23 protein-coding genes are annotated in these 24,484 nt (G+C 70.5%); 4 read left to right on the top strand and 19 right to left on the bottom strand.

Going from position 1 to position 24,484, the window contains the following annotated elements; translation table 11 throughout:
- Positions 1–102: 102 nt before the first annotated feature.
- From ACIRF8_RS22335 to ACIRF8_RS22325, 3 genes are all read right to left on the bottom strand, one after another.
- Positions 103–822, bottom strand: a complete 720-nt coding sequence (locus ACIRF8_RS22335) for a lytic transglycosylase domain-containing protein (RefSeq protein ID WP_404217179.1) — start codon at positions 820–822, stop codon at positions 103–105.
- 407 nt (positions 823–1,229) lie between these two features.
- On the bottom strand, positions 1,230–2,552 hold the full coding sequence (locus tag ACIRF8_RS22330; protein ID WP_404217178.1) for a PhoH family protein: 1,323 nt from the start codon (positions 2,550–2,552) through the stop codon (positions 1,230–1,232).
- Between the two features lie 347 nt (positions 2,553–2,899).
- Entirely contained in the window at positions 2,900–3,673 is a 774-nt protein-coding gene (locus ACIRF8_RS22325; RefSeq protein ID WP_404217176.1) for an isoprenyl transferase, read from the bottom strand.
- A gap of 123 nt (positions 3,674–3,796) precedes the next feature.
- Between ACIRF8_RS22325 and mgrA the strand changes: the two genes are divergently transcribed.
- Positions 3,797–4,834 carry an L-glyceraldehyde 3-phosphate reductase gene (mgrA, locus tag ACIRF8_RS22320; RefSeq protein WP_404217175.1) on the top strand — a complete coding sequence of 346 codons (1,038 nt, stop codon included), beginning with the start codon at positions 3,797–3,799 and terminating at the stop codon, positions 4,832–4,834.
- A gap of 514 nt (positions 4,835–5,348) precedes the next feature.
- Here mgrA and ACIRF8_RS22315 read toward each other — a convergent pair.
- Positions 5,349–6,158: a class I SAM-dependent methyltransferase gene (locus ACIRF8_RS22315; protein WP_404217173.1), complete on the bottom strand. Its 810-nt coding sequence runs from the start codon at positions 6,156–6,158 to the stop codon at positions 5,349–5,351.
- A gap of 186 nt (positions 6,159–6,344) precedes the next feature.
- Here ACIRF8_RS22315 and ACIRF8_RS22310 point away from each other — a divergent pair, with 186 nt between their 5' ends.
- The gene (locus tag ACIRF8_RS22310; RefSeq protein WP_404217172.1) at positions 6,345–7,655 is read left to right on the top strand and encodes a cytochrome P450; all 1,311 of its coding nucleotides are present in this window, start codon (positions 6,345–6,347) and stop codon (positions 7,653–7,655) included.
- Between the two features lie 25 nt (positions 7,656–7,680).
- Here the strand turns inward: ACIRF8_RS22310 and ACIRF8_RS22305 are convergent, their stop codons facing one another.
- The gene (locus tag ACIRF8_RS22305) at positions 7,681–8,898 is read right to left on the bottom strand and encodes an epoxide hydrolase (RefSeq protein ID WP_404217171.1); all 1,218 of its coding nucleotides are present in this window, start codon (positions 8,896–8,898) and stop codon (positions 7,681–7,683) included.
- Between the two features lie 102 nt (positions 8,899–9,000).
- Here ACIRF8_RS22305 and ACIRF8_RS22300 point away from each other — a divergent pair, with 102 nt between their 5' ends.
- On the top strand, positions 9,001–9,576 hold the full coding sequence (locus ACIRF8_RS22300) for a CGNR zinc finger domain-containing protein (protein ID WP_404217170.1): 576 nt from the start codon (positions 9,001–9,003) through the stop codon (positions 9,574–9,576).
- Between the two features lie 109 nt (positions 9,577–9,685).
- Here ACIRF8_RS22300 and ACIRF8_RS22295 read toward each other — a convergent pair whose 3' ends face one another.
- The 11 genes from ACIRF8_RS22295 to ACIRF8_RS22245 all read right to left on the bottom strand — a co-directional run bounded on the left by ACIRF8_RS22295 (position 9,686) and on the right by ACIRF8_RS22245 (position 19,153).
- Positions 9,686–10,306, bottom strand: coding sequence for an OmpA family protein (locus ACIRF8_RS22295; protein WP_404217169.1), 621 nt, complete (start codon positions 10,304–10,306; stop codon positions 9,686–9,688).
- A 1-nt stretch (position 10,307) separates the two neighbouring features.
- Positions 10,308–10,907, bottom strand: coding sequence for a hypothetical protein (locus ACIRF8_RS22290; RefSeq protein ID WP_404217168.1), 600 nt, complete (start codon positions 10,905–10,907; stop codon positions 10,308–10,310).
- A 35-nt stretch (positions 10,908–10,942) separates the two neighbouring features.
- Entirely contained in the window at positions 10,943–11,536 is a 594-nt protein-coding gene (locus ACIRF8_RS22285) for a pilus assembly protein TadG-related protein (protein WP_404217524.1), read from the bottom strand.
- A gap of 11 nt (positions 11,537–11,547) precedes the next feature.
- Entirely contained in the window at positions 11,548–11,736 is a 189-nt protein-coding gene (locus ACIRF8_RS22280) for a hypothetical protein (RefSeq protein ID WP_404217523.1), read from the bottom strand.
- 295 nt (positions 11,737–12,031) lie between these two features.
- Complete coding sequence (locus ACIRF8_RS22275; RefSeq protein WP_404217167.1) at positions 12,032–12,934, bottom strand: DUF5936 domain-containing protein; 903 nt, start codon at positions 12,932–12,934, stop codon at positions 12,032–12,034.
- 3 nt (positions 12,935–12,937) lie between these two features.
- The gene (locus ACIRF8_RS22270) at positions 12,938–13,888 is read right to left on the bottom strand and encodes a type II secretion system F family protein (protein WP_404217166.1); all 951 of its coding nucleotides are present in this window, start codon (positions 13,886–13,888) and stop codon (positions 12,938–12,940) included.
- A gap of 34 nt (positions 13,889–13,922) precedes the next feature.
- Positions 13,923–15,296 carry a CpaF family protein gene (locus ACIRF8_RS22265; protein ID WP_404217165.1) on the bottom strand — a complete coding sequence of 458 codons (1,374 nt, stop codon included), beginning with the start codon at positions 15,294–15,296 and terminating at the stop codon, positions 13,923–13,925.
- Between the two features lie 7 nt (positions 15,297–15,303).
- On the bottom strand, positions 15,304–15,750 hold the full coding sequence (locus ACIRF8_RS22260) for a TadE/TadG family type IV pilus assembly protein (RefSeq protein ID WP_404217164.1): 447 nt from the start codon (positions 15,748–15,750) through the stop codon (positions 15,304–15,306).
- A complete protein-coding gene (locus ACIRF8_RS22255; RefSeq protein ID WP_404217163.1) occupies positions 15,747–17,330 on the bottom strand; it encodes a CpaE family protein in 1,584 nt (527 codons plus the stop codon). Before ACIRF8_RS22255 ends, ACIRF8_RS22260 begins: the two co-directional genes overlap by 4 nt.
- A gap of 106 nt (positions 17,331–17,436) precedes the next feature.
- Positions 17,437–18,159 (bottom strand): Flp pilus assembly protein CpaB, encoded by a 723-nt coding sequence (gene cpaB / locus ACIRF8_RS22250; RefSeq protein ID WP_404217162.1) that lies wholly within the window; start codon positions 18,157–18,159, stop codon positions 17,437–17,439.
- Positions 18,160–18,214: 55 nt separating this feature from the next.
- Positions 18,215–19,153, bottom strand: a complete 939-nt coding sequence (locus tag ACIRF8_RS22245; RefSeq protein ID WP_404217161.1) for a hypothetical protein — start codon at positions 19,151–19,153, stop codon at positions 18,215–18,217.
- A 300-nt stretch (positions 19,154–19,453) separates the two neighbouring features.
- Here ACIRF8_RS22245 and ACIRF8_RS22240 point away from each other — a divergent pair, with 300 nt between their 5' ends.
- Entirely contained in the window at positions 19,454–20,722 is a 1,269-nt protein-coding gene (locus ACIRF8_RS22240; protein ID WP_404217160.1) for a DUF1266 domain-containing protein, read from the top strand.
- A 196-nt stretch (positions 20,723–20,918) separates the two neighbouring features.
- Here ACIRF8_RS22240 and ACIRF8_RS22235 read toward each other — a convergent pair whose 3' ends face one another.
- The 3 genes from ACIRF8_RS22235 to ACIRF8_RS22225 all read right to left on the bottom strand — a co-directional run bounded on the left by ACIRF8_RS22235 (position 20,919) and on the right by ACIRF8_RS22225 (position 24,399).
- The gene (locus ACIRF8_RS22235; protein WP_404217159.1) at positions 20,919–22,247 is read right to left on the bottom strand and encodes an Nramp family divalent metal transporter; all 1,329 of its coding nucleotides are present in this window, start codon (positions 22,245–22,247) and stop codon (positions 20,919–20,921) included.
- Positions 22,248–22,333: 86 nt separating this feature from the next.
- A complete protein-coding gene (locus ACIRF8_RS22230; RefSeq protein WP_404217158.1) occupies positions 22,334–22,810 on the bottom strand; it encodes a hypothetical protein in 477 nt (158 codons plus the stop codon).
- A 101-nt stretch (positions 22,811–22,911) separates the two neighbouring features.
- Positions 22,912–24,399 (bottom strand): GntP family permease, encoded by a 1,488-nt coding sequence (locus tag ACIRF8_RS22225; RefSeq protein ID WP_404217157.1) that lies wholly within the window; start codon positions 24,397–24,399, stop codon positions 22,912–22,914.
- Between the last annotated feature and the right edge of the window lie 85 nt (positions 24,400–24,484).

Raw genomic sequence — 24,484 nt, 5'->3', positions numbered from 1 at the left:
CCACTCCCCCGGAGCCTGTGGACTAGACGGTACATCGGGGCACGGCAGGAGCCCCTCACCACAAGACGGTGAGGGGCTCCGCGAGGTTGAGCCGTGCGCTGCTCAGTACCAGTGGTTGGCCTGCCAGAACGACCATGCCTCGCACGGGCTGCCGTAGCGCGAGTCCATGTAGTTGAGGCCCCACTTGATCTGGGTGGCCGGGTTGGTCTGCCAGTCGGCGCCCGCCGAGGCGTACTTGCCGGCGGGGAGGGCCTGGAAGAGACCGTAGGCACCGGAGGAGGCGTTGGTCGCCCGGTAGTTCCAGCTCGACTCGTGATTCACGATGTTGCTGAAGCACTGGAACTGGCCGCTCGGCACCATCTGCCGTGCCATCGCCTGGATCTGGCCGACGGAGTACGACGACTGCACCGAGAAGGTGGTGGCGTCGCGGGTGGCGGAACGGCTGGCGACCTTCTTGGCCTCCTCGCGCTCCTTCGCCTCCTTCTCGGCCTTCTCAGCCCTCTCCTTGGCGGCCTGCGCGTCCTTCTGCTTGGCGATGGCGTCCTCGGCGGCCTGCTTACGGGCCGCTTCCTCCGCCGTCTTCTGCGCCGCGTTGTCCGCCGCGATGGCCTGGGTCTGCGCCTGCTGAGTCAGGGACGCGGTCTGCACCTGCGCCTGCTGACCCGCCGGTATGTCCGCGAGGAGGGTCGCGCCGCCTGCCGTGGCCTCTGCCTCGTTCGAGGGCTGAGCGGTGCTGCCCGAGGCAACACCCACGACGGCGCCGACAGTGGTGACCGCGGTGGCCGAGGCCACTGCGAATCCCCGGACCGAGATCCGGCTCACACGGTTTCCTTCCAGCATCGCCCGCTGGAGTGTGACCCTCGCGGACGCAATCGTGCCCCTGACACTGGCCTCCCAACTGACGGGTCACGGGAGGCGCGGGCCCGGTGGACAACTCCCGCTCGGGGAGCGCCGCGTGGTGCTCGGGCGGCATACGACGTTCACTATGAAGTTCAGATGCAGCCGGGGCTGCGGTGGAGCTGTACCGCTGGGGGTACGCGAGTGTCGTATGCGGGGCCTGACGGAACCGAGACTCTGCCGTATCCGTACGTCGCGTGGCAATTCTGTGCCGCGTGTGAAAGGTCACACGCCGTTTGCCCCACGGGTTTCACGGAAACGCACACGCGCCAAGACGCCGCCCGGATAAGCTCTCTGGCTTCTCCGGACGGCGCCAAGTGGGGCCAACTACCCTAGATCTGGGTGTCCTCCAGCATTTCGGTCACCAGGGCCGCGATCTGCGACCGCTCCGAGCGCGTGAGCGTGACGTGCGCGAACAGCGGATGCCCCTTCAGCTTCTCGACGACCGCGACGACACCGTCGTAGCGGCCCACCCTGAGGTTGTCGCGCTGGGCGACGTCATGGGTGAGGACGACACGCGAGTTCGCCCCGATCCGGGACAGAACGGTCAACAGGACGTTCCGCTCCAGGGATTGGGCCTCGTCCACGATCACGAACGCGTCGTGCAGCGACCGTCCGCGGATGTGCGTGAGCGGCAGCACCTCCAGCATGCCGCGCGACGTGACCTCCTCGATGACCTCGCGCGAGGTGACCGCCGAGAGGGTGTCGAAGACGGCCTGCGCCCACGGCCCCATCTTCTCGGCCTCGGAGCCCGGCAGATAGCCGAGCTCCTGCCCGCCGACCGCGTACAGCGGCCGGAAGACCATCACCTTCTTGTGCTGGCGCCGCTCCAACACGGCTTCCAGGCCCGCGCAGAGGGCGAGCGCCGACTTGCCGGTACCGGCCCGGCCGCCCATCGAGACGATGCCGATGTCCGGGTCGAGGAGCAGGTCGAGCGCGATCCGCTGCTCCGCGCTGCGCCCCTTGAGGCCGAACGCCTCCCGGTCGCCGCGCACCAGCCGGACGTTGCCCTCGGGGGTGACGCGGCCGAGCGCCTTGCCCCGCCCGGAGTGGATCGTCAATCCGGTGTGGACGGGAAGGTCCGCGGCTTCGGGTACGTAGAGGCTGTCCTCCTCGAACAGCAGGTCGACCTGCTCGGCGGGCAGGGTCAGTTCGGACATCCCGGTCCAGCCGGACTCCGTGATGGCGAGTTCCGCGCGGTACTCCTCGGCGAGGAGACCGACCGAGGACGCCTTGATCCTGAGCGGCAGGTCCTTCGAGACGACCGTGACGTCGAACCCCTCGGCCTGAAGGTTGCGGGCGACCGCGAGGATGCGGGAATCGTTGTCCCCGAGGCGGTAGCCCGAAGGCAGGACGCTGGGGTCGGAGTGGTTGAGCTCGACGCGGAGCGTGCCGCCCAGTTCCCCGGTGGGGATCGGGGCGTCCAGACGTCCGAAGCGGATCCGGTAGTCGTCGAGCAGGCGCAGCGCCTGCCGGGCGAAGTACCCGAGCTCCGGATGGTGCCGTTTGGCCTCCAACTCCGTGACCACGACGACCGGCAGCACCACTTCGTGCTCGTCGAAACGGGTCATGGCGTTCGGATCGGCCAGCAGGACGCTGGTGTCGAGAACATAGGTGCGCCGGTCTGGCTTGTGGCGCTTGTTGCTGGTCACCACGGAAGGACGTACCCCCTCGGAAGAGGTCGGGGAGCGACGGAGGGAAAGCAGGGCCGGAAGGGCGGGCGAGAACTGCCGGTCGTCGGCCCCTGAGCGCGGGCCGATAGCCGGCCCTCCAAGTCGTCGTCCGTGCCCACCTGCGCACGGTCCACCTGGTGCAAAGGGCCTCCCGGGCGGACGGCCCCGTGCCGTCCGCTGAGAACCGGCGTCCGTGGTTCGGACACCGACCTGGAAGGCTTATTCCCTCGAACACGCGCAGCCATGCCACGGCATAGGGCGGCGCGTACGTTAACTCCTGATGACCCCTTTAGAACCCTGCCCCGTGAGGCGGGGGTCGTGACGCGGGGTCAGCCGCCGAAGCGGCGGTGCCTGGCGGCGTAGTCACGCATCGCGCGCAGGAAGTCGACCTTGCGGAACGCGGGCCAGAACACGTCGCAGAAGTAGTACTCGGAGTGGGCCGTCTGCCACAGCATGAACCCGGACAGGCGCTGCTCGCCGCTGGTGCGGATGACGAGGTCGGGGTCGGGCTGGGCGCTGGTGTAGAGGTGCTGTCCGATGAGGTCGATGGTGACGTCGTCGGCGACCTGCTCCAGGGTGCCGCCCTTCTCGGCGGCGTCGAGGAGCATGGAGCGGACGGCGTCGGCGATCTCCTGGCGACCGCCGTACCCGATGGCGACGTTGACCAGTATTCCGGGTCGGTCGGCGGTGGCCTCCTCGGCCTCCTTGAGGGCCGTCTGCATGCCGGAGGGGAGGATGTCGGTGGCGCCGACGTGGTGCACGCGCCAGCGGCCGTCGGTGGCGAGCGAGCGGACGACGCCCTCGATGATGGCGAGCAGCGGGACCAGCTCCTCCTGGGGCCGGTCGAAGTTGTCCGTCGACAGCAGCCACAGGGTGACGACCTCGACGTCGGTCTCGCTGCACCAGCCGAGGAACTCCTCGATCTTGGCCGCGCCCGCCTGGTGGCCCTGGGCGGCGGTGGATCCGGCGGCCTTCGCCCAGCGTCGGTTGCCATCCATGATGACCCCGATGTGCTTGGGCACCTGGGCGTGGTCCAGGTGGCCCTCCACCCGGCGTGCGTACAGCCCGACCAGCAGGCGTCGCAGCCTGTCGCGCAGGTTCACGGTTTTTCTCAGCCCCTCCGTGCAGACGGCAGTCCCCGAGGGCGAAAGCCTACCCTTGTGACAGCACCCCTTCTGCCGGGTGCCCGCTGGGGGAGTTCAGCGCACTGACGTAGTTTCCTCTCCATGAACGACACTTCTCCTTACGTCGCTGCCGGCGACCGGTACGAGTCCATGGAGTACCGGCGCACGGGCCGCAGCGGCCTGAAGCTGCCCGCGATCTCGCTGGGCCTGTGGCACAACTTCGGCGACGACCGCACCCTCGACTCGCAGCGCGCGATCCTGCGCCGCGCCTTCGACCTCGGCGTCACCCACTTCGACCTGGCGAACAACTACGGGCCGCCGGCGGGCTCGGCCGAGCTGAACTTCGGCAAGATCTTCGCGCAGGATTTCGCCCCGTACCGGGACGAGTTGGTCATCTCGACCAAGGCCGGTTACCTCATGCACCCCGGCCCGTACGGCGAGTGGGGCAGCCGCAAGTACCTGCTGTCGTCGCTGGACGCGTCCCTGAAGCGGATGGGTGTCGATTACGTCGACATCTTCTACTCGCACCGTTTCGACCCGGAGACGCCGCTCGAGGAGACGATGGGAGCGCTCGCCTCCGCGGTCCAGCAGGGCAAGGCGCTGTACGTCGGCGTCTCCTCCTACACCAGCGAGCAGACGGCCGAGGCCGCGCGGCTGCTCAAGGAGATGGGCGTGCCCGCCCTCATCCACCAGCCGTCCTACTCGATGATCAACCGCTGGACCGAGGACGACAACCTCCTCGACACCCTGGAGGCGGCCGGCATGGGCTGCATCTCCTTCGTGCCGCTCGCGCAGGGCCTGCTCACCGGCAAGTACCTGAAGGGCATCCCGGAGGGCTCGCGGGCCACGCAGGGCAAGTCGCTGGACCCGGATCTGCTGAGCGACGAGGTCCTGCGGCGGCTGAACGGCCTGAACGACATCGCGCGGCGCCGGGGTCAGTCCCTCGCCCAGCTCGCGCTGAACTGGGTGCTGCGCGACGAGCGGATGACGTCGGCGCTGATCGGCGCCTCCAGCGTGAAGCAGTTGGAGGAGAACGTGGCGGCGCTCGCGGGGCCGAAGCTGACCGACGAGGAGCTGACCGAAATCGACTCCTTCGCCGTCTCCACCCCCGGCACGAACATCTGGGCCGGCCGGAGCTGATCCCGCGGGGCGCCGCGGGCTCCTGAGCGGGCTCGTGGCGCCGCGGGGCGGCGGGCCCGCGTCGGGGCAGAAAAAACGGGCCGGTCCGTGGGGGGGGGATACGGACCGGCCCGAGGGGGGGTTTCCACCATAACCCTTCGTAAGTGCCGGCGCGCGCATCGGCGTGTCACCATTACTCTCCGGAGTCGGGCGGCGACGGTCGGGCGGCCGTTTCAGGCCTCTGCACAGCGGCCTCACAGTGATCCGCACCCTCGTCCTCACCGGGCGCCGCCAAGGCCTCGGCATCCCTCTCCCGGGTGGCGCACGGGGTTGACGCGCGTACGGCCGGGTGGGGCAGCGGCGCGGATATGGCGCGTTCGGGTCGCGTGCGCTCGCGCCCGGCGCCGCGCGGCCCCCTCCACCGCGCGGCACCGGCACACAGCTTTGCTCGCGCGAATTGCCGTTGGTATGAACTTACGTGAGGTTTTCGTGTCGATCGAGGGCGTCTCGATAACGATGCGGAATCGGTTACCGGCTAGTTCGGGTTGCGGGCCTCGATCAGGTGACGGGTGCTGTGCGCCACGAAGGGGCCGTCCTTCTCGATCTGCCCGTGCAACGCGAGGAGTTGGGGCCGGTAGGCCTCGACCGTGAAACCCGGGACCATCCAGACGACCTTGCGCAGGAAGTGGACGACCGCACCGATGTCGTGGAACTCGATGCGAAGGCGCTCCGCCCGTAGGTCCACGACCTCAAGACCCGCCGCCTCGGCCGCCGCCTTCTCCGTGTACGGGTCCCTGGCCCGGCGGACCTTCTCCGGCTGCGGGCCGAGGAAGTACTCGACGACCTCGAACACGCTGCTCGGGCCCACGTGTTGGGCGAAGTACGTGCCGCCGGGGCGCAGCACGCGGGCGATCTCGGCGAAGGGCGCCTTGACCGGGTGGCGGCTGGTGACCAGGTCGAAGGTGGCGTCGGCGAAGGGCAGCGGGGCGTCCTCGGGGGAGGCGACGACGACCACGCCCCGGGGGCTCAGTCGCCGGGTCGCCTTCTCGACGTTCGGCGGCCAGCCCTCGGTCGCGGCGGTCAGCGGCGGCAGGACGGGCGCCCGGTCCAGGACCTCGCCGCCGCCGGTCTGGAGGTCGAGGGCGGCCTCGGCGCGGGCCAGGCGCTCCCCCATGGCGCGGGCGTACCCCCACGACGGGCGTTCCTCGGTGGCCCGGCCCTCGAACCAGGAGAAGTCCCAGCCCTCGGTGGGCGCCGCGACGGCCTCCGCGACGAGTGCGTCGAAGGAGCGTCCGGCATGGTCGCCGGCGGGGCGTCGGTACGGTGCGGGGTTCTCCTTGCTCATGACGCCATGATCGCAGGGGGGCGCGGGGGCGGCAGGGGGATGGCCCCAGGGCGAAGTCGGGTGCCAGCCCCTCTTCCGCGGGACCCGGTGAACGCACGTACCCTTGGCGGACCCCCGCGAACCGTCAGAACCACGGCACCCCACGTACCCGTAGGCCCGTCCGTCCCACCGCAGAGATGCGAGCACATGTCCGTACGTTCCGTGATAGCGACCTGGCTGACCCGCCTCTACTTCTCCCGGCTCCGCAAGAAGGGGGGCCTCGACCTGTCCGTACTGGCGAAGCTGCCCGACGCCGCGCTGCTGCCGCTGCGCCGTGAGGGCCTGGACCCGGTGGCCGAGATCGGCGCGCTGCGCGACCGTGAACCGGTCAGCCGGCTGCCGATCCCCGGCATGACGGTCTGGCTGGTGTCGGGGTACGACGAGGCGAAGGAAGTCCTCGGCGACGCCAAGGCGTTCAGCAACGACTTCCGCCATCTGGTCGGCGTGGGCGGTGCCGGGGCCGACCAGAACCCGGGCGGTCTCGGTTTCTGCGACCCGCCGGACCACACCCGGCTGCGGCGGCTGCTGACCCCCGAGTTCACGATGCGCCGGCTCTCGCGCCTCACGCCCCGCATCCACGCCATCGTCGAGGAGCAGCTCGCCCACCTGGAGAAGGCGGCGCAGGAGTCGCCGGACGGCACCGCCGACTTCGTGGAGCACTTCGCGATGCCGGTACCGGCCCTGGTCATCTGCGAGCTGCTGGGCGTCCCCTACGAGGAACGCGACGCCTTCCAGCAGTTCTCGGTCGCCCGTTTCGACGTGCTGGGCGGGGCGGGAGCCTCGTTCGGCGCGGTCTCGCAGTCCCTGGACTACTTGCGCGGTGTCGTCGCCGAGCAGCGGCGCCACCCCGGCGAGGGGCTGCTCGGCATGCTGGTGCGCGAGCACGGCGACAACATCACCGACGAGGAGCTGACGGGGCTGGCCGACGGCGTCCTGACCGGTGGTCTGGAGACCACCGCCAGCATGATCGCCCTCGGCACGCTGATCATGCTCCAGGACCGTGAGCACTTCGACGCGCTGCGCGACGCGGAGGACCCGGTGACGGTGGCGGCGCCCTTCGTCGACGAACTCCTGCGTCATCTCACGGTCGTGCAGACGGCGTTCCCCCGGTTCGCCCGGGAGGACACCAAGATCGGCGGTGTCCCCATATCCGGCGGCGACATCGTGATCGTCTCGCTGAGCGCGGCGGACCGGGACCCGCGCCTCGGCGGGCCCGACGACGACATGGACGCCTTCCTGCCCGCACGGCCCCCGACCTCCTCGCACCTGGCGTTCGGGTACGGCATCCACCGCTGCATAGGGGCGGAACTCGGCAAGATGGAACTACGGGCGGCCTTCCCCCAACTGGTCCGCAGGTTCCCGGGGTTGAGGCTGGCGGTACCGACCGCGGAACTCGATTTCCGGAAGCTGTCGATCGTGTACGGGGTGGATTCGCTGCCGGTGCGCGTGGACGGCTGACCTCCGCCCGGCCCGCCCCCCCGGTTCACCGGGTGGCGGCGAGCACCGCCGCGACGCCCTCACGCAGGTCCCTGACGAAATACCCGGGGACCTCCAGCGACGGGAAATGCCCGCCGAAGGCGGGGGTCCTCCACCGGACGATCTGCCGGTACCGCTCCCGCGCCCAGGCGCGGGGACACCTCTCGATGTCGCGGGGGTAGGTGGTGATCGCCGACGGGACGTCGACCCGGAGTTCGGGGTCGAGCGCATTGTGGCTCTCGTAGTAGATGCGGGCCGCCGACGCTCCGGTCCGCGTCAGCCAGTACAGGGTGACGTTGTCGAGGATCCGGTCCCTGGACATCGTCTCGAAGGGGCTGTCCTCGGTGTCCGACCACTCGGCGAACTTGTCGAGGGTCCAGGCGAGGAGTCCGACCGGTGAGTCGACGAGCGAGTAGCCGATGGTCTGCGGCCGGGTCGCCTGCTGCTTGGCGTACGCCGCGCGATGCAGCCAGAAATGGCGGTTCTCCTCCGTCCACCTGCGCTCGGCCGTCGTCAGCCCGTCCGTCGTCAGGCCGGGCGGTGACTCCGCGAACGTCGTGTGGATGCCGAGCACCTGTTCCGGGAACCTGCCGCCGAGGAGCGTGGTGACCACACCGCCCCAGTCGCCTCCGTGGGCCACGAACCTGCTGTAGCCGAGCCTCTCCATCAGCTCCACCCACGCGGCCGCGATCTTCTCGGTGCCCCACCCGGTGGTGGCCGGTTTGTCGCTGTGACCGAAACCGGGCAGCGACGGGATCACCACGTGGAACGCCGGCGCGTCCGCGTCCTTCGGGTCCGCCAACTCCTCGGCCACATCGACGAACTCGGCGACGCTGCCCGGCCAGCCGTGCGTCAGGATCAGCGGAGTGGCGTCCGCGCGCGCGGAGCGGCGGTGCAGGAAGTGAATGCCCAGGCCGTCGATGGTCGTACGGAACTGGCCGATCCGGTCGAGGCGTTCCTCGAAGGCCAGCCAGTCGTACTCGGTGCGCCAGTAGGTCACGACGTCGACGAGGTCGGCGAGCGGGACGCCCTGTTCCCATCGGTGGGGGCCGGGCGCGGCGCCCTGGACCGTCTCGGCCTCCGGCAGTCGCGCCGCGGCCAATCGGGCCCGCAGATCGTCGAGGTCGGCGTCGGCGGCACGGGTTTCGAATGCTTCTACGCCACGCGCTTCCACGTCAGGTGCTTCCACGTCACGTGCTTCTACGTCACTGGTCGGACGGTGCATGAGACCTCCTGGCCGTCGTGGAACCGACCGCGACCTGCCGCGAACCGGCTAAGACGGTTCTAACAGTCCTCCAGGGCACACGCAACCGGCTAAGGTGGTTCCATGCGAACCGAGTTCCCTGACTTCCGCCTCGGCAAGGTGCTGGCGACCAGCTTCACGGGGACCCTGTCGGAGCGGCACGGTGACTCCGTGGAACGCATCCCGACGCCGCAACGGCTCATGGACTGGCTGGCGGTCAGTGGCCTCGCCGTGGATTCCTGCACGCCCGCGCAGCTCGAACTCGCCCGGGAACTGCGGGAATCCATCCACGCCGCCGCCACAGCGGCCGCGGTCCAGGACGCGCTCCCCGCGGCGGCGGTCCAGGTCATCAACGACTTCAGCATCCAGGGGCGGGCCGCGGCCGTCCTGACGCCCGAGGGCGAGCGCCGGTGGCAGCTCGGCTCGGCTTCCCGTGTGGAGGACGCCCTCAGCGTGATCGCCGCCGACGCCGTCAGCGTCATCGCGGGCGAGCGAGACGGAAAACTGGCTCTGTGCGCGTCACCGACCTGCCGAGCCGCCTTCTTCGACACCAGCCAGAGCCGCACCCGCAAATGGTGCGACATGAACACGTGCGGCAACCGTCAGAAGAAGGCGCGCTTCCATGCGAACCGACGCAAAGACCCCGGCCCCACGTCCTGACGGGGCCGGCGGGGACGCGGAGCAGCGACGCGGCGAGGCCTTGAGGGCGCGGGCGCGGGCAAGCTGCTCGTCCGCCGCCGAGCGGCAGGGGTCGACACGTCGGTGCCGGTCAGCCGGTCTTGGGGAAGGACACTTCGACGCGGCGGTTCTTCTTGCGGCCCTGTTCCGAGGTGTTGTCCGCGATCGGGTAGTCCTCGCTGTAGCCGCGGACCTGGAACGTGATCTCCCCGCCCTTCGCGCCGAGCGCCGTGGTCAGTTCGTCGTGGACGGTCTCCGCGCGCTTCTTGGAGAGCGTCAGGCCGTGGGCGTACGAGCCCAGGTTGTCCGTGAAGCCGAACACCCGCACCGCGCTGGCCTTCTGGGTGTTGATCTCGTCCGCGATGGCCTGGATGCGGGAACGGGCGTCCGGGTTGAGTGTGGCGCTGTCCTTCGGGAACAGGACCTCGGCCTGGAGCGCGAAGGTGACGTTCTCGTTGGTGTCCGAGCGGCGTTCGTCGCCGGACAGGTCCTCCACGACCGATTTGATGTCGAGCACCTTGGCGGGCGCGAGCGTGGCGCCGTCGGCGAGCTTGAGGCCCGGGCTGTTGGCGTCCACCTGGGGAGGCGGCGAGCTGGTGGTCGAGCCGGGCGGCGCGGACGGCTTGGGGTCGTCCGCGCTCGCCACGCCCGTGGCCAGGAGGAACGTGGTCAGGGTGAGCGCCGCCGAGGTCGTCAGATGTCGTCGGGGCATCTCATTCGCCCTCGGAGATCTCGATCGGCGCGGGGGGCATCGCGCCGACCTGGAAGGAGAGCTTGGTCGTGCCTTCTGGGGGGGCGGGGAACTGGGCGTACCAGGTGGCGGTCTCGCCGTTGCGTACACCGCCTGTGAAGCGGGTGCACAGGCAGCGCCCCTCCGTGTCGCGCAGGATGAGGTACTTCTTCTTGCCCGCCTCGTCCACGAGCGCGGCGCCCGCGATGGAGCCGCCGTTGGCCATCAACTCGCGTTCGTCGCCACGCCAGTTGACCGGGACCCAGGCTTTACCGGTGCCGTTCGTCACCGTGCCCTGGACAGTGAGGAAACCGCCGGTGTCCCGGTCCGCCGAGGTGACGGACAGCGCGATGCCCCCTTCGCCCTTCACCTCGGCCAGCACCTTGTCGGCGGAGGCCGCGGGCGCCGAGGGCTCCGCTCCCCCGCTCCTGCTCGTGGACGCCGTCGGCGTGGCGGAGTCCTTCGCCTTGTCGCCGTCGTCACCTCCGTCGCCGCCGCACGCGGCGACCGTGAGAGCCAGCCCAGCCGTGATCGCCGCCAGGGTCAGTGACCGACGGCTCGTCGTCGTACGCCGAAGTTTCATGGCTGGGGCATCCCTCTTTCTCGTCGTTCGCTACGTCAGTCGGCCAGGTGGACGGAGAACAGGTCGGAGGCATCCGGCAGATCCAGCGGATCGAAGTCCTCGGGGTCGATCGTGACGTCGAGTCCGTCGCAGTCGAGTTCGACGGGCTTCTTCGGATCGGCGTCCGCGGGGACGTCGCAACGGGGTTCGAGCACCGCGGTGGCGCGGGCCGTCGCGTGGTAGGACTCCGTGCCGGGAATGACGGTGTCGCCCACCGTGTACTGGGTCTCGATCTTCACCAGGTAGCCGGGGAAGCCGTTGACCTCTGTCTCGGTGGGGCCCTCGACAACCGTGGCGTCGTTCTGCGCCGCCAGGTCCTCGGCGGCTGCTGCGGCGTCGGGCCCTTCCAGGTCCTGACCGGTGAGCCGGTCCAACCAGTCCTCGTCGTTCCCCACCGCCTCACCGAGTCCTTCCACCAGCTCGTCCCGGGCGGACTGCGTCGCTGCCAGAGCGGCGGCGTCGGCGGCGGACTGTGCTCCGTTGCGCGCCGAGGCCGCCTGGGCGAACGCGAAGAACGCGAACGCGGCGAAGAGCAGGATCGCCGTCATCCAGATGTAGAGCGGAAGCGTCGATCCACGGTCGCTCCGCAGACGGGGAGCCGTCAGCCGCCGATGACGTTGGTGATGGCGTCGAGCACCGCACCGGAGATCAGCCCGTCCAGGCCGAGACTGTCGATGGCCACGAAGATCCCGGCGATCAGAATCATCAACCCCGCATACTCCACGAACCCGGCACCCGCATCCCGCCGCGCCCCCCGCACCCGCTCGTCCAGCGCACGCGTCCACGCCATCCACGCTCCGAGCACTCGGTCCTTGATCACGGGAACCCCCTTCCGCCACGCCCTCCAAGGCAACCAGAACAACACACGCAACGTACGCGAAGTGCGACCCTGCGCACTCGGTTTCGCCAGATAAGTGGCCTGGCTTGACCGGAAGTTGTCGGGGCGTTGCCCGGGGCGTCATCGCGTGTCCGCTCCCCTCGAAGGAGATCGCCGGGCGGACGAGACCCGGCGTTCGCATTAGCCAACGTTTGCTGCGCAGTGCTTCTTGACACTGTAACCAGTTGGGCGGCGGTGGAGGAACGGGTCAACGGCCCAGAATCGAACCGAAGTTGCTTCCGGAGCCGAGGAACATGCCCGTCGCGATCAGGATCATGGTGGCGGGGAGCATGAAGACCAGGGTCACCATCGTTGCCTTCGGGATCGTCTTGGCGGCGCGGCGGCGTGAGTTCTGGGCGTCGGTGCGGCGCATGTCGGTGGCGAGCTGGATCAGGGTGTCCGCGATGGGTGAGCCGAGCTCCTCGCCCTGCTGCAACGCCGAGACGAACTGGGCGACCTGCTCGGAGGCGTTGCGGCGGCGCAGTTCGTCGAAGGCCTGGCGGCGCGGGACGCCCATGTCCATCTGGCGCAGGGTGATGCGGAGTTCGTCGGCCCAGGGGCCCTCGTACTTCTCGGCGACGCGGTCCAGGGCCTGGCGGAAGCCGAGGCCCGCCGAGACGACGACGGCGAGGACGTCGAGGAAGTCGGGGAGGGTGCGGTCGATGACCTCCTTGCGTTCGCGTACCGCCTGCCAGATCAGGGCGTCGGCCGCCAGCGCGCCGAAGGCGAGGGTGAGCAGGGCGAGCAGCGGCCGGCCGTTGGTGAGGAAGACCAGGCCCATGACGATGCCGAAGAGGCCGTAGACGGCTCGGCGGGCGCCGTAGCGGTCGATGGTGAGGCCGCCGGGGTTGCCCGCCATGTCGATCTTGCGGCGTTTGGCGTCCACGCGGCGCGGGCCCATCAGGCGCAGCACCAGCGGCGCGAACCGCATGCCGAGGCGGTCCACCGCGGAGCCCGCCGTGGAGACGCGCGTGGCGCCCACTTCGAGGGCGAGGGCGAGGTCGCTGGGGATCTTGGCCTCGGCGCGGTACATGCGGACGCCGGTGAGGACGCCGAGGACCGCCGCGCCCGCCAGCAGGGCGAGGAGCAGGCCCGCAACCGTTGTCGACATGGCTCAGACCTCGATCTTTCCCAGGCGCCGGATCACGAAGAACCCGATCCCGTACAGGCCGAGGGAGATGAGGATGAGGGTCTGGCCGAGGGGGGAGCCGGTCACCTTCGCCAGCGCGCCCTCGTTCGAGGAGTTGATCAGGAGGAGGGAGCCGAGGCCGAGGAGGGGGACCGTGAACGCCGTCGCGTTCACCTCGGAGAGCATCGTGCGGATCTCGCGCCGGGTCTCCTTCCTGTCCTCCAGGGTCTGGGTGAGGTTGCGCAGGGAGGAGACGACCGTGCCGCCCGCCTTGTTCGCCAGGACCAGCGTGGTGACGAGCACGATGAGTTCGCGGGAGGGCAGGCGGGCCGCGAGTTCGTCCAGGGCGTCGTCGACCGAGCGGCCGAGGGCCAGTTGGTCGGCGACCCGGCTCAGCTCCTCGCCCGCCGGGGCTTCCAGCTCCTCCGCCGCCATCGCCAGGGAGGTGCGCAGGGCGAGTCCGGCCGCGGTCGCGTTGGCGAGGAGGCGGGCGACGTCCGGGAGCTGGTTGATGAACGCCTCGATCCTCTTCTGGCGCTGCCAGTTGAGGAAGATGACCGCGGCCCAGATCACCACCGCCCCCGCGATCGGCCCGAAGAACGGGGCCAGCGTCGTCGCCGCGAGCAGCCACAGCCCCGCGACGACCGCGGCCACGTAGACGGAGAACTCGCCCGCCGTGAGGTCCAGGCCCGTGGCGGAGAGGCGCAGGTGGACGGCGCGGCCCAGGCGGGTGCGGCGCAGGCGGCGGTCGACCGCCCCGAAGCGGCGCGCCCGGCCGCCCGCCGCACCGTCCTGACCCCCGACCCGATAGCCGTCCAGGCGGTCGACGAGGGCTTGGCGCTGGGCGTGCCCGGAGGCGTAGACGTGGACGCCCGCCACGGCGAGCGCGCAGGTCACGACCGTGGCTCCGAGAGCGATGAGGGCAGGGTTCGTCATGTGCTCGGCCCCTTTCCGCAGGAGCGCGTAGGGCTCATCCCGTGGCCTCCCTCGTGTGGCGTACGTCGACGGACTCGACGACCCCGAACGCCGGCGGGACCGTCTCCCCCGCCAGGTACAGCCGGTCCGCGACGCGGCGCGGCAGCGGCAGGTGCTCGTAGTAGCCGTTGACCCGGCGCCGTTCCGCGTCCGTGGCGCCCGACACGTACGGCTGAGCGACGAAGCGGGTCACCGTCGCGATGGTGAACTGTTCGCGGCCGTGCGAGACCAGCAGGGCGATCTCGGCGATCCGGCGGGAGCCGTCGGCGTGCCGGGTGAGCTGGACGAGGACGTCGACCGCCGAGTTGATCTGGTCGCGCAGCGCCTCGAAGGGGACGTCGACCTCCGACATGGAGCCGAGCGTCTGGAGGCGGGTGAGGGCGTCCTCGGCCGTGTTGGCGTGGACCGTGGCGAGGGAGCCGTCGTGGCCCGTCGACATCGCTTGCAGCATGTCGAGCGTCTCGCCGCCGCGGACCTCGCCGACGATGATGCGGTCGGGGCGCATGCGCAGGCTGTTGCGGACGAGGTCGCGGATGGTGACCTGCCCCTTGCCCTCGACGTTGGCGGGCCGTGACTCCAGGCGGATCACGTGGTCCTGCTGGAGCTGGAGTTCCGCGGAGTCCTCGATGGTGATGATGCGCTCGTGGGAGGGGATGAGCGCGGAGAGGGCGTTGAGCAGGGTCGTCTTTCCGGAGCCGGTGCCGCCGCTGACGATGACGTTGAAGCGGGCCCGTACGAAGGCGGCGAGCAGCATCAGCATGTGCTCGTCGAGCGAGCCGAGTTCGAGGAGTTCGGTGAGGCTGTACGCGCGCGGGAAGCGGCGGATGGTCAGGGTGGCGCCGGTCAGGGCGAGCGGCGGGATGATCACGTTGACGCGTTCGCCGGTGGGCAGGCGGGCGTCGACCATGGGGTTGGACTCGTCGACGCGCCGGTTGACCGTGGAGACGATGCGCTCGATGGTCTGCATGAGCTGCTCGGCCGAGGCGAAGCGCATGGGAAGTTGTTCCACGCGGCCCGCGCGCTCCACGAAGATGGCGTCCGGGCCGTTCACCATGATCTCGGTGATGGAGGCGTCGGCGAGGAGTGGTTCGAGGATGCCGAGGCCGAGCGCCTCGTCGACGACGCGGCGGATGAGCTGGGTCCGCTCGGTCGAGGAGAGGACCGGGCCCTCGCGGCTGATGATGTGGCCGAGGACGCGCTCCAGGCGGACACGGCGGTCCGCGGCCTGGAGCGAGGACATCTCGGCGAGGTCGATCTCTTCGAGGAGTTTGGCGCGGTAGACGGCGATCAGGCCCTCGTCGCGGTCCGGGGGCGTACCGGTCCGCTCCGGGGTTCCGGTGGTGGCGATGACTCGGGACCGTAGGCTCACGCTCTCCTCAACTCCCTTCGCTGCGCTGGTCGTTCGGCATGGTGGCGCGCCGGGTCAGGTCCCAGCCGTCGAAGAGGGGGATGATCGCCGGTACGGTGACGGTGACGGTGGCGGTGATGTTGCCGCCGCCGCCGACGGACGCCGCCGGGTCCAGCCAGCCGCTCGCCGACGCGGACGCCGCCGCCTGGCCCGTGCCCTGGTGCAGGGACTCGGCGCGGGCCGCCGCCCGTGCGGCGCTGCCCGCCTGGTTCGCGCCGTAGCCGACGAGGCCGAGCTGGATCGCGGCCATGCCGATGATCAGGAGGAAGGGGAGGAACCCGGCGAACTCCAGGATGGAGACGCCGCGGTCGTCATAGCGCGGGCGCGTGCGCTTCAGCCCCTCCGGCCTCTCCAGCCCCTCCGGCGATTGAGGAGCGGGGTCCGGGGCGGAGCCCCGTGGGCCGGGCGCCGTCACTGGTCCACCTCTGACGCGGCCCCCGCCTCACCCTTGACCGACCAGCCAGGATTGACGCCGGGGAAGAACAGCGGCACATCGACCTCGACCGTGGCCTTCATGACCACCCCGTCGTCCGCGCACCCGATCGTCGCGCCCTGCCAGGCGGACGGCAGATGCGAGGCGCCCGCCGCTTGGCAGGCCCCGGCGGCGTCCCCGCTCCCGGCGGCGGCGGAGGTGGCGGCCCGCGCCGCCTCGTCCGCGGCGTTCCCGGCCAGGGAGTACGTGTAGCCGTACAGCACGCATTGCCACATCAGTGCCATCACGACCAGGACCAGCGGGAACATGGCGGCGAATTCGAGGGTGACCGCACCCTTGTCGCCGCGGCGGCGGGAGCGGCGGCCACCCGTGTCCGGGGCGGGCGCGGCGACGAGGCCGAGTTCGGCGGCCAGTGCCCACAGGGCCTGCTTGACGGTGGAGCGGTTGTCGAGGTCCTGCATGCGGCCCGCGTCGACGGCGGCCTGGAGCTCCTTGTACGCGGCGGGGACGGAGGTACGTGCCGTCTTCGTGCCGGTGACCTTCTCGACGAGGGCGGGCTGGATCTCGGCGGAGCGGGCATGCCGGTTGACGACGGTGAGGGTCTCCTCGGCCTTGCGGATCTGGAGCCGGTCCCAGAGCCTGACCATGCGCTTGGCGGCGCGTACGGCCACCACGTCCGGGGTCACCAGCAGGGCGGCCTGGTCGGCGAGTTCGACCGCCGCCGCGTTCGCCGCGCCCATCTGCGTACCGCAGTCGACGACCACGACCTCGTAGCGGGCGCGCAGGGCGTGGACGACCTGGCGGGCGACGCGGTCGGTGACCTCCTCGCCGCGTTCGCCGTCGGCGGGGGCGAGGAGGAGGTCGATGCCGGTCTCGTGGGTGAAGACGGCGTCCTGGAGGACGCGGGGGGTGATGTCATTGATCGCGGCGAGGTCGGCGATGGAGCGGCGGAACTGGACGTCGAGATAGGAGGCGACGTCGCCGGACTGGAGATCGAGGTCGAGAAGGGCGACGGTGCGGCCGGACGCCCGTGCCGCCAGGGCGAGTTGGACGGCGGCGAGGGTGGTGCCGACGCCGCCCTTGGCGCCCGCCACGGCCACGACGCGGCCACCGCCGCCGGCGGGCAGCAGCTCGGCGCCGGTGGATCCGGAGAGGTGGCGGCGCATGCCGGTGGACCATGAGGCGGCGGCGTGGACGCGTTCGGCGAGGGCGTCGTAGCCGAGCGGGAACGCGACGATGCCGCGGGCGCCGCTGTCCATCGCGGCGGTGAGCAGGGCGGGGCTGGTGTCGGCAGTGGCGAGGACGACGCCGACGGCCGGGAAGCGCAGGACGAGGTCGCGGATGAGGTCCAGCGCCGGTACGGGACCGATCCGTTCGTGTACGAGGACGACCTCGGGCAGCTCGTCGAGGGACTCGGCGGCGAGCCGGGCCAGGGTGTCGAGCAGCGCGGTGGAGTCGGTGACGGGTGGTGCGGGTTCGGTGTCGGGGAGCTGGGAGAGGAGGGTGACCAGGGCGCGGGCCGCTTCCGGGTCACCGGCCGCGGGGAGGATGCGGGTCGTCATCGGCACGTTCCCTTCTGGGGCGCTGGGCCACAGGCCGCGGGGGTGCGCCCCGGGCCGTGCTCCCCGATCGCCGCGGGGGCTTGCGTCACCGGGGTTCGGATGGCCATCACTTGTCCTCGTCCAGCGTGTAGGACCGGTCGCCGGGCGCGATCTTCCCGTCGTCACCGGGAGCGACGAGCGCGAGGCGTACGTGCGTGGCAAACGATTCGGCGTACGCGACGCGCTGTGCGTCGGCGGCGCCGAGGGCGAAGGTGATCGGCACGGCCTCGCCCCGGCGCCGGGCGGCACTGTTGCCGGAGGAGCCCGCGCCCTGCTCGTCGATGGGGGTCAGCTTGCCCACGTCGATGACCTCGGCGTTCTCGACGATGACCTGGGAGCGGTCGCGCTGCTTGTCGTTCTCGGCCTTGAAGGTGGCGTAGATGTTGACCTTGGAGCCCGGGTCGATCTTGCCCGCGACGCCGGTCTCCGCGTCGATCATGATGGCGATCTCCTGCTGGCCCGCCTCCAGTCGCGGCCGGGCCACGATCATGTCGGTCTGGAGCAGGGAGCCCTTCCGCAGGCGGGTGACGGCGATCTTGCCGCGGATCTGGCGGAGCTGGGTGACGGCCGTCCTCGACAGCCACCGCTCGGGCATCTCCACCTTCTCGAACTGGTCGTCCGTCAGCTCCTTGTAAGGCGCCACGTCCTGTTTCAGGCGGTAGGCGACCACCTCGGGCCCGACCTTGGAGTTCACGTCACGGATCACGGACAGCACCCCGGCGAACGCGCCGAGGGCGCACAAGGCCGAGACGACCAGCAGGATGACGCCGCGGCGCTGACGTGAGTTCATGGACCGGGCAACCTCGTGGGTAGGCGACGACGGGCGGTTTTCGCTTCGGTGGCGGTCAATCGTGGCCGGCGCGGGGCAGCGCGGTCCGGCCCGAGCCGGCCGCGGGGGCCAGTGCGGACCGGCCGCCGCCCGCGCGCTCGGGTGGGGCGCCGGTGGCCAGGGGCGCGGAGCAGAACCCGCAGCGGTCACCGATGAGTTCGAGTCCGCACCAGTGGCACTCCTCGCGCCGTACGGACGACACGAGCTGGTAGAGGACGGAGATGTCGGGGATGGCCGCGGCGAACTCGACGATCCGGCCGGGGCCGCCGCCCTTGGCCGTGGCCCACCAGCGCGGTGACTCGGCGGGCAGCGGTGTCTCGGTGGCGCTGGTCACCCGCCACGCCGGGGCGAGGGTGCCGGTGACCCAGTCGGTGGGCTGCTGTCCGGCGGCGTAGAACATCCGCGTGCCGAAGGAGGGGCCGCTCGGCGTCTCGGAGCCGGTGACGCGCAGCAGTTGCGGTTGCGGCGAGGCCACGACCGCGAACTGGGCGCCCGGCGACCACGATCTGGCGTGCGCCTTGAGGGTGACGGGGACGCGGTCGAGCTTGGCGACGGAGCCGAGGAGGGCGCCCGCGTGGACGTAGTGGGCGAGCAGCCGTCCGGCGGACGCGAGCACTCCGGGGCTGAAGTCGCAGATGGACAACTGGCGTAGTTGCAGCGCCAGTACGGCTACTCCGAGCGGTGGCAGTTCCGGCCGCAGAATGGCGATCCGGTCGCTTTCGAGCACGGACCGGACGGCATACAGCCGGTGGACGACCGCGTCAGGAACGGACTGCGGACACAGCACGATCACATATCCATGCTGCTCGATCAGTGTGTGTACGTCCCCGATCACGCGGTCCAGCGGACTCGCGTCCCTCGCTCCGCCCAGGGGCAGCACGACGGCGGTCGGCGTGTGCCGGTCGGGCGAGGCGAGCACCAGGTCGGGGTCGGTCACGGCTATGGCGGTCGGCACGCGTGAACCCCCCGGTCGCTCTGTGCTCTCCCAGACACCGCAGTGTTCCTGCCAGAAGCAGTTCCTGCCTGAGCACCATATCCACGCGGACGCTCGGCAACACCCCACTTCGCACTGTTCACGATCGGCTCGGCGCGGGTTGGCGCGGAAGCATCGGCTCGAACCCTTGACATCGCTATTGGTCTGGACCAGCTTTGTCGCCCAGCGGCTGCTTCCCCGCGCACCTCGGCTTCCCCTACCGGCAGCGCCGCCGCTCCCCCGGCGGCGCTGCCCGCACCCCCCTTGCCTACGCTTCCGTCCATGACCTTCGGCCCACCGCCCGCCGACTTCGACGGCCCCGCCCCCGCACCCCCGCACCCCGCCTGGACGGCACCCTCACCGGTCGAGCGGGCGCTGTACGAGGCGAAGGCGCGGGGCGACTGGGCCATGTACTACGAGACGCTGGCCTCGGTCGAGTTGTACATGGAACTGCGCCCCGACAAGGCGGACGAGTCCGAGTCGATCTACCCGCTGTTCCATCGTGACCCGCGCACGGGCGGCCAGTGGCTCCACCTGTACACGACCGGGATGCTCCCCGCCCCGGACCCGCACCACCGCTTCGAATGGGCGGGCCTCAACTGGTTCGCCACCGCGTCCTGGGCCACCGGCCCCAATCCCCCGGCCCTCGTGATCAACCCGGGCACACCCTGCGAGGCGGTCCTGCCGCCCCTGCCCCCGCACAACACGGCGTGGACGCAGGCCGCCGCCCGCGCGGGGACCCCCCGGTTCAAGATGTGCCTGCGCGCCCTGCACGTCGGCGGCGCGCTGCACGGCCCCGTCGCCCACGGCCTGGCCCTCGGCGCGCTGCTGTCGGTCACCAACGGCGAGTACTGGAACACCATGGCCCACCACGGCGAGGGCTACCAGACCGAGCGCCGACGGCTGCGCGAATGGTGGGACGTCACCAGCCGCCAGGACTGGCTGGACCGGGTCCACCAGCTCCTCGCCACCGAACAACGCAGCTCCGTCTGGGAGTTCGCGCTCGACCTCCGCCACAGCATCGCCCGCGACTTCGGCGGTTACGTCGACACGGGCTACTGGAAACAGGCCGTGAGCAAGGTGATCAGGTCCCGCGCCGAAGCCCACACGGTCCTCTCGGAGACCGGCGTGACGACCGTGCCGCCACGCCCCGCCGACGAGATCGCCGCCCAGATCGACGGCGTCCACCGCCTGATCGGCCGCATCACCCGCTACGAGGCCCGCATGCGCGCCGACGGCCTCCTCGCCGAGGGCCGCTACGTCACCTCCGTCGACGCCTGGGACCTGGGGCGCGCCCCCAACATGGCCCGCTGGGGCCTCGCCGCCCGCTACGGCACCCTCGAAGAGGCCGAGTCCGCGGTCCGCGCCGCCGCCGCGGCCGCCGCCCGCTCCTACCGCTCCTGGGAGGACTTCTCCGCCGCGTACGCCCTCGGCCGCTGCCTCCACTTCGACGACGAGGAGTTCGGCACGTGGTACGAGGAAATGGTCTTGGCCCACCGCATCCTCACGCAGGACCCGGGGAGCCCGTGGCTGAACATCCCGTTCAAGTAGCCCTCGCCGCCCGCGGACGCGACCGCCCGCAGGCATCAGCACTGTGCCGCGGCAGCACCACCCACAGGCGGGCAGCGGGTGGCTCGTCTCCCTGAACGCGAGCCCGGCCCCTCCCAGGGAGAGAGCTTCCGGGCAGGCTCGCGCGATGCGCTGCCAACACGTCGAGTTCCTCGATCCTCCGCATAGCGTCCTGGCCTCAGAAGAACTCCGACCAAGGCTGATCCCACACCTGCTTCACGCACAGCACCACGAACAGCAACCCCGCGATCACCAGCATCCCGTTGCTCAGCCACCCGTTCCGCCACTCCCGCGGCGTCCGGGGCGTGTTGAGGAGCCAGATCAGCGTCAGTGCCAGGAAGGGCATGAACGCCGCGCCCAGCACTCCGTACAGAATCACCAGGCGGAACGGCTGGCCCTGGAAGAGGAGGATGATCGGGGGGAAGGTCAGCCAGAGCAAGTAGACGCGGAAGGGCCAGCCTCGTTCGCGGTCGCCCCGGGCCACCTCCTCGCCCGTGACCCGCGCCGCGCGGTACCGCTCCACGAAGTCCGCGAACATCAGACTCACGCCGTGCCAGACGCCGATGAGGGACGTGAAGGACGTGGCGAAGAAGCCGATCAGGAAGAGTTTCGCCGTCGCCGTGCCGTATTCGGTTTCCAGGATGCGCGTCAGGTCCAGGAGGCCCTTGTCGCCGCTCGCGATCGCCGTGTGGGAGGCGTGCAGGAGTTCCGCTCCCACGAACAGCATGGCTACGACGAACACGCCCGTCGTGATGTACGCGACCCGGTTGTCAAGGCGCATCACCTTCATCCAGGACGTGTTCGTCCAGCCCTTCGCGTTGACCCAGTAGCCGTACGCGGCAAGGGTGATGGTGCCGCCCACGCCGCCGATCAGGCCGAGGGTGTTGAGGATCGAGTCCTCCTCGTCGGGCAGCACGGGGAGAAGGCCCGCGAACGCGTCGCCCAGGTTCGGGGTCACTCGGACCGCCAAGTAGACCGTCACCACGAACATGACGCCCACCAGGACCGTCATGACCTTCTCGAAGACGTCGTACTTGTTGAACCAGACGAAGACCAGGCCGACGAGGCCGCAGAGGATCGCCCACGGCTTGATCGACCAGTCCGCCGGGAACACGTCCGGGAAGAGCGCCTGGAGCGGGAGCGCGCTCGAACTCATCGCCGCCGCTCCGTAGACGAAGCCCCAGATCACTACGTAGATCACGAAGAACCACGTCGTCCAGCGGCCCAGGCTCGCCCAGCCGTCGAACAGGGTGCGGCCGGTGGCCAGGTGCCAGCGGCCCGCCGCCTCGGCCAGGCTGATCTTGACCAGGCAGCCGAGGACCGCGGCCCAGAGCAGGGTGTAGCCGAAGTTGCTGCCCGCCACCAGCGTCGCCACCAGGTCACCGGCGCCGACGCCCGTCGCGGCGACGACGATGCCGGGGCCGATGTACTTCCAACTGGACTTGCGGGGGTGGTCACCGGAACCGGTGGTCCCGGTGCTGCCTTTGGTGCCCGTGGTGTCCGCCATGAGTACCAAGGGTGCGTAAAAGAGGCGGATGGGCAAGGGGTCGCGCAGGACGGACACCGGTTCGGCCCGTCCCCGCGCCGGCCGGGTCAGTCCTCGAAGTACGCGTCCAGCGCCTTGTCCAACTGGTCGGTCCACTCCGCGAGCCGGGCCTTGTCCGGGGCCTCGACGTCGTTGGGGTACCAACGGCTGTTGGGCGTGTGGACCGTCACCGTGAGGCGCTTGCGGGACGTGCCGTACTCGACCGCGCTGATCTCGTCCCAGGTGAAGTCGGCCTCCTGGTCGTCGAGCGTGAACCGGACCCCGGTCGCGTCGACGGTGATGGAGCCGCGGCGGTCCTTCGCCTCCATGGCGGGGCCGTCAACGTCCGCTGCCGGTGCGGGTTCCGGCTCGGGCTTCGCGTCCTGCGGTTCCTCCCGCGTCACCTCCTCCGTCGTCTCGTCGGGCTCCGTGACCGTGTCCTTGACGTCCTCGGCGACCGCCTCCGCTCCGGGAGACGTCAGGCCGGGTACGTACGCCGGGTCGAAACCGGCACCGGTGACGGGCGGGACCTTCTGACTCTCCATACGCTGCTCCACGGGCCGAAGTATGGCGGACGAGGCTGTGCGGCGCCTCCCCCGGCCCCGCACCAACTGCCCCGCGACGACAACCGGATGCCCGCGGACGCCTACACGAACAGACTCACCACCGCCGCCACCGCGAACCCGGCCACCGAAAGCACCGACTCGAGCACCGTCCACGTGCGCAGGGTGTCGCGTTCCGTGATGCCGAAGTACTTGGCGACCATCCAGAAGCCACCGTCGTTGACGTGCGAGGCGAAGATGGAGCCCGCCGAGATCGCCATGATGACGAGGGCGGTGAAGGCCTGCGAGTAGTCACCCTCGGTCAGGAGCGGGGCCACGATGCCGGCCGTGGTGACGATGGCCACCGTCGCCGAGCCCTGGGCGACGCGGAGCACCAGCGAGATCAGGTACGCCAGGACGATGACGGGCAGGCCGACGTCGTCGAAGGTGTCGGACAGGGCCTGCGCGATGCCGCTCGCCTTGAGGACGGCGCCGAAGACACCGCCCGCGCCGACCACCAGCAGGATGTTGCCGACCGGCTTGAGCGACGCGGTCGAGACCGTCTCCAGGGACTTGCGGGACCAGCCGCGCCGGATGCCGAGCAGGTAGTAGGCGAGGAGCAGCGCGATCGTGAGCGCCACGAAGGGGTGGCCGAAGAACTCGATGACGGAGCGGCCCGTGGAGGGATCGAAGGCGATCGAGGAGAAGGTGGCCAGGAGGATCAGGACGAGCGGGGTGCCGATGATGGCGAAGACGACGCCGAGCGCGACCGGCTTCTCGGTCGGGGTGACCCCGGACGCGCGCTGTTCGGCCGCGAGGGCGGCCTTGGCCTCCTCGGCGGCCTCGACCATGTCCTGCGGGACCGGCACGAAGATCCGCTTGCCGATCCAGGCGGCCCAGCCCCAGGCGGCGAGCACGGCGGGGATGCCGCAGACGATGCCCATGAGGATGACCCAGCCGAGGTCGACGTGGAGGAGTCCGGCCGCGGCGACGGGGCCCGGGTGCGGGGGCAGGAAGGCGTGCGTCATCGACAGGCCGGCGAGGAGCGGCATGCAGTAGAGGACGATCGACTTGCCGCCGCGCTTGGCCGCCGCGTAGACGATCGGGGCGAGGACGAAGATGCCGACGTCGAAGAAGACGGGGATGCCGAAGATCAGGCCGGTGAGGCCCATGGCGAGCGGGGCGCGCTTCTCGCCGAAGAGGTTCAGGAGGCGGGTGGCCAGTACCTCGGCGCCGCCGGAGACTTCGAGGACCGCGCCGAGCATGGTCCCGAGTCCGATGATGATGGCCACGTGGCCGAGGGTGCCGCCCATGCCGGCCTCGATGGTGGAGACGGCGTCGGACTTCTGGACGGTGCCGAAGAGTTCGGTGACGGACAGGCCCGCGCCGAGGCCGACCGCGAGGGAGACCGCGAGGAGCGCCACGAAGGGCTGGAGCCGCGCCTTGATGATCAGGAAGAGGAGCAGGACGATGCCGAGCGCGGCGATCGTCAGCAGCCCGGCGGTGCCGTCGATGATCGTGAGGATGCCGCCGGTGTGAGGTGGCGGCTCGGTGGCGGCCGCGAGCGGGGCCGCGGTGGATATGGGGTGCATGGGGGACCTCGTAAGAGCATGAATGTTTCTGGGCAGGGGGGATCGCGGTGCGGCACACCGCTGGGGCGCGCCGCACCGTGACGAC

Source organism: Streptomyces sp. NPDC102406 (genome assembly GCF_044765725.1).
Classification (GTDB): domain Bacteria; phylum Actinomycetota; class Actinomycetes; order Streptomycetales; family Streptomycetaceae; genus Streptomyces.
This window is presented reverse-complemented; position numbering and strand designations above follow the sequence as displayed.

Bases quoted from the DNA above. Each gene is read 5' to 3' on its own strand.
- mgrA (WP_404217175.1), top strand. From the start codon at position 3,797: ATGAACGACACTTCTCCTTACGTCGCTGCCGGCGACCGGTACGAGTCC.
- ACIRF8_RS22315 (WP_404217173.1), bottom strand. From the start codon at position 6,158: ATGAGCAAGGAGAACCCCGCACCGTACCGACGCCCCGCCGGCGACCAT.
- ACIRF8_RS22310 (WP_404217172.1), top strand. From the start codon at position 6,345: ATGTCCGTACGTTCCGTGATAGCGACCTGGCTGACCCGCCTCTACTTC.
- ACIRF8_RS22305 (WP_404217171.1), bottom strand. From the start codon at position 8,898: ATGCACCGTCCGACCAGTGACGTAGAAGCACGTGACGTGGAAGCACCT.
- ACIRF8_RS22300 (WP_404217170.1), top strand. From the start codon at position 9,001: ATGCGAACCGAGTTCCCTGACTTCCGCCTCGGCAAGGTGCTGGCGACC.
- ACIRF8_RS22295 (WP_404217169.1), bottom strand. From the start codon at position 10,306: ATGCCCCGACGACATCTGACGACCTCGGCGGCGCTCACCCTGACCACG.
- ACIRF8_RS22290 (WP_404217168.1), bottom strand. From the start codon at position 10,907: ATGAAACTTCGGCGTACGACGACGAGCCGTCGGTCACTGACCCTGGCG.
- ACIRF8_RS22280 (WP_404217523.1), bottom strand. From the start codon at position 11,736: ATGGCGTGGACGCGTGCGCTGGACGAGCGGGTGCGGGGGGCGCGGCGG.
- ACIRF8_RS22275 (WP_404217167.1), bottom strand. From the start codon at position 12,934: ATGTCGACAACGGTTGCGGGCCTGCTCCTCGCCCTGCTGGCGGGCGCG.
- ACIRF8_RS22270 (WP_404217166.1), bottom strand. From the start codon at position 13,888: ATGACGAACCCTGCCCTCATCGCTCTCGGAGCCACGGTCGTGACCTGC.
- ACIRF8_RS22255 (WP_404217163.1), bottom strand. From the start codon at position 17,330: ATGACGACCCGCATCCTCCCCGCGGCCGGTGACCCGGAAGCGGCCCGC.
- cpaB (WP_404217162.1), bottom strand. From the start codon at position 18,159: ATGAACTCACGTCAGCGCCGCGGCGTCATCCTGCTGGTCGTCTCGGCC.
- ACIRF8_RS22240 (WP_404217160.1), top strand. From the start codon at position 19,454: ATGACCTTCGGCCCACCGCCCGCCGACTTCGACGGCCCCGCCCCCGCA.
- ACIRF8_RS22235 (WP_404217159.1), bottom strand. From the start codon at position 22,247: ATGGCGGACACCACGGGCACCAAAGGCAGCACCGGGACCACCGGTTCC.
- ACIRF8_RS22230 (WP_404217158.1), bottom strand. From the start codon at position 22,810: ATGGAGAGTCAGAAGGTCCCGCCCGTCACCGGTGCCGGTTTCGACCCG.
- ACIRF8_RS22225 (WP_404217157.1), bottom strand. From the start codon at position 24,399: ATGCACCCCATATCCACCGCGGCCCCGCTCGCGGCCGCCACCGAGCCG.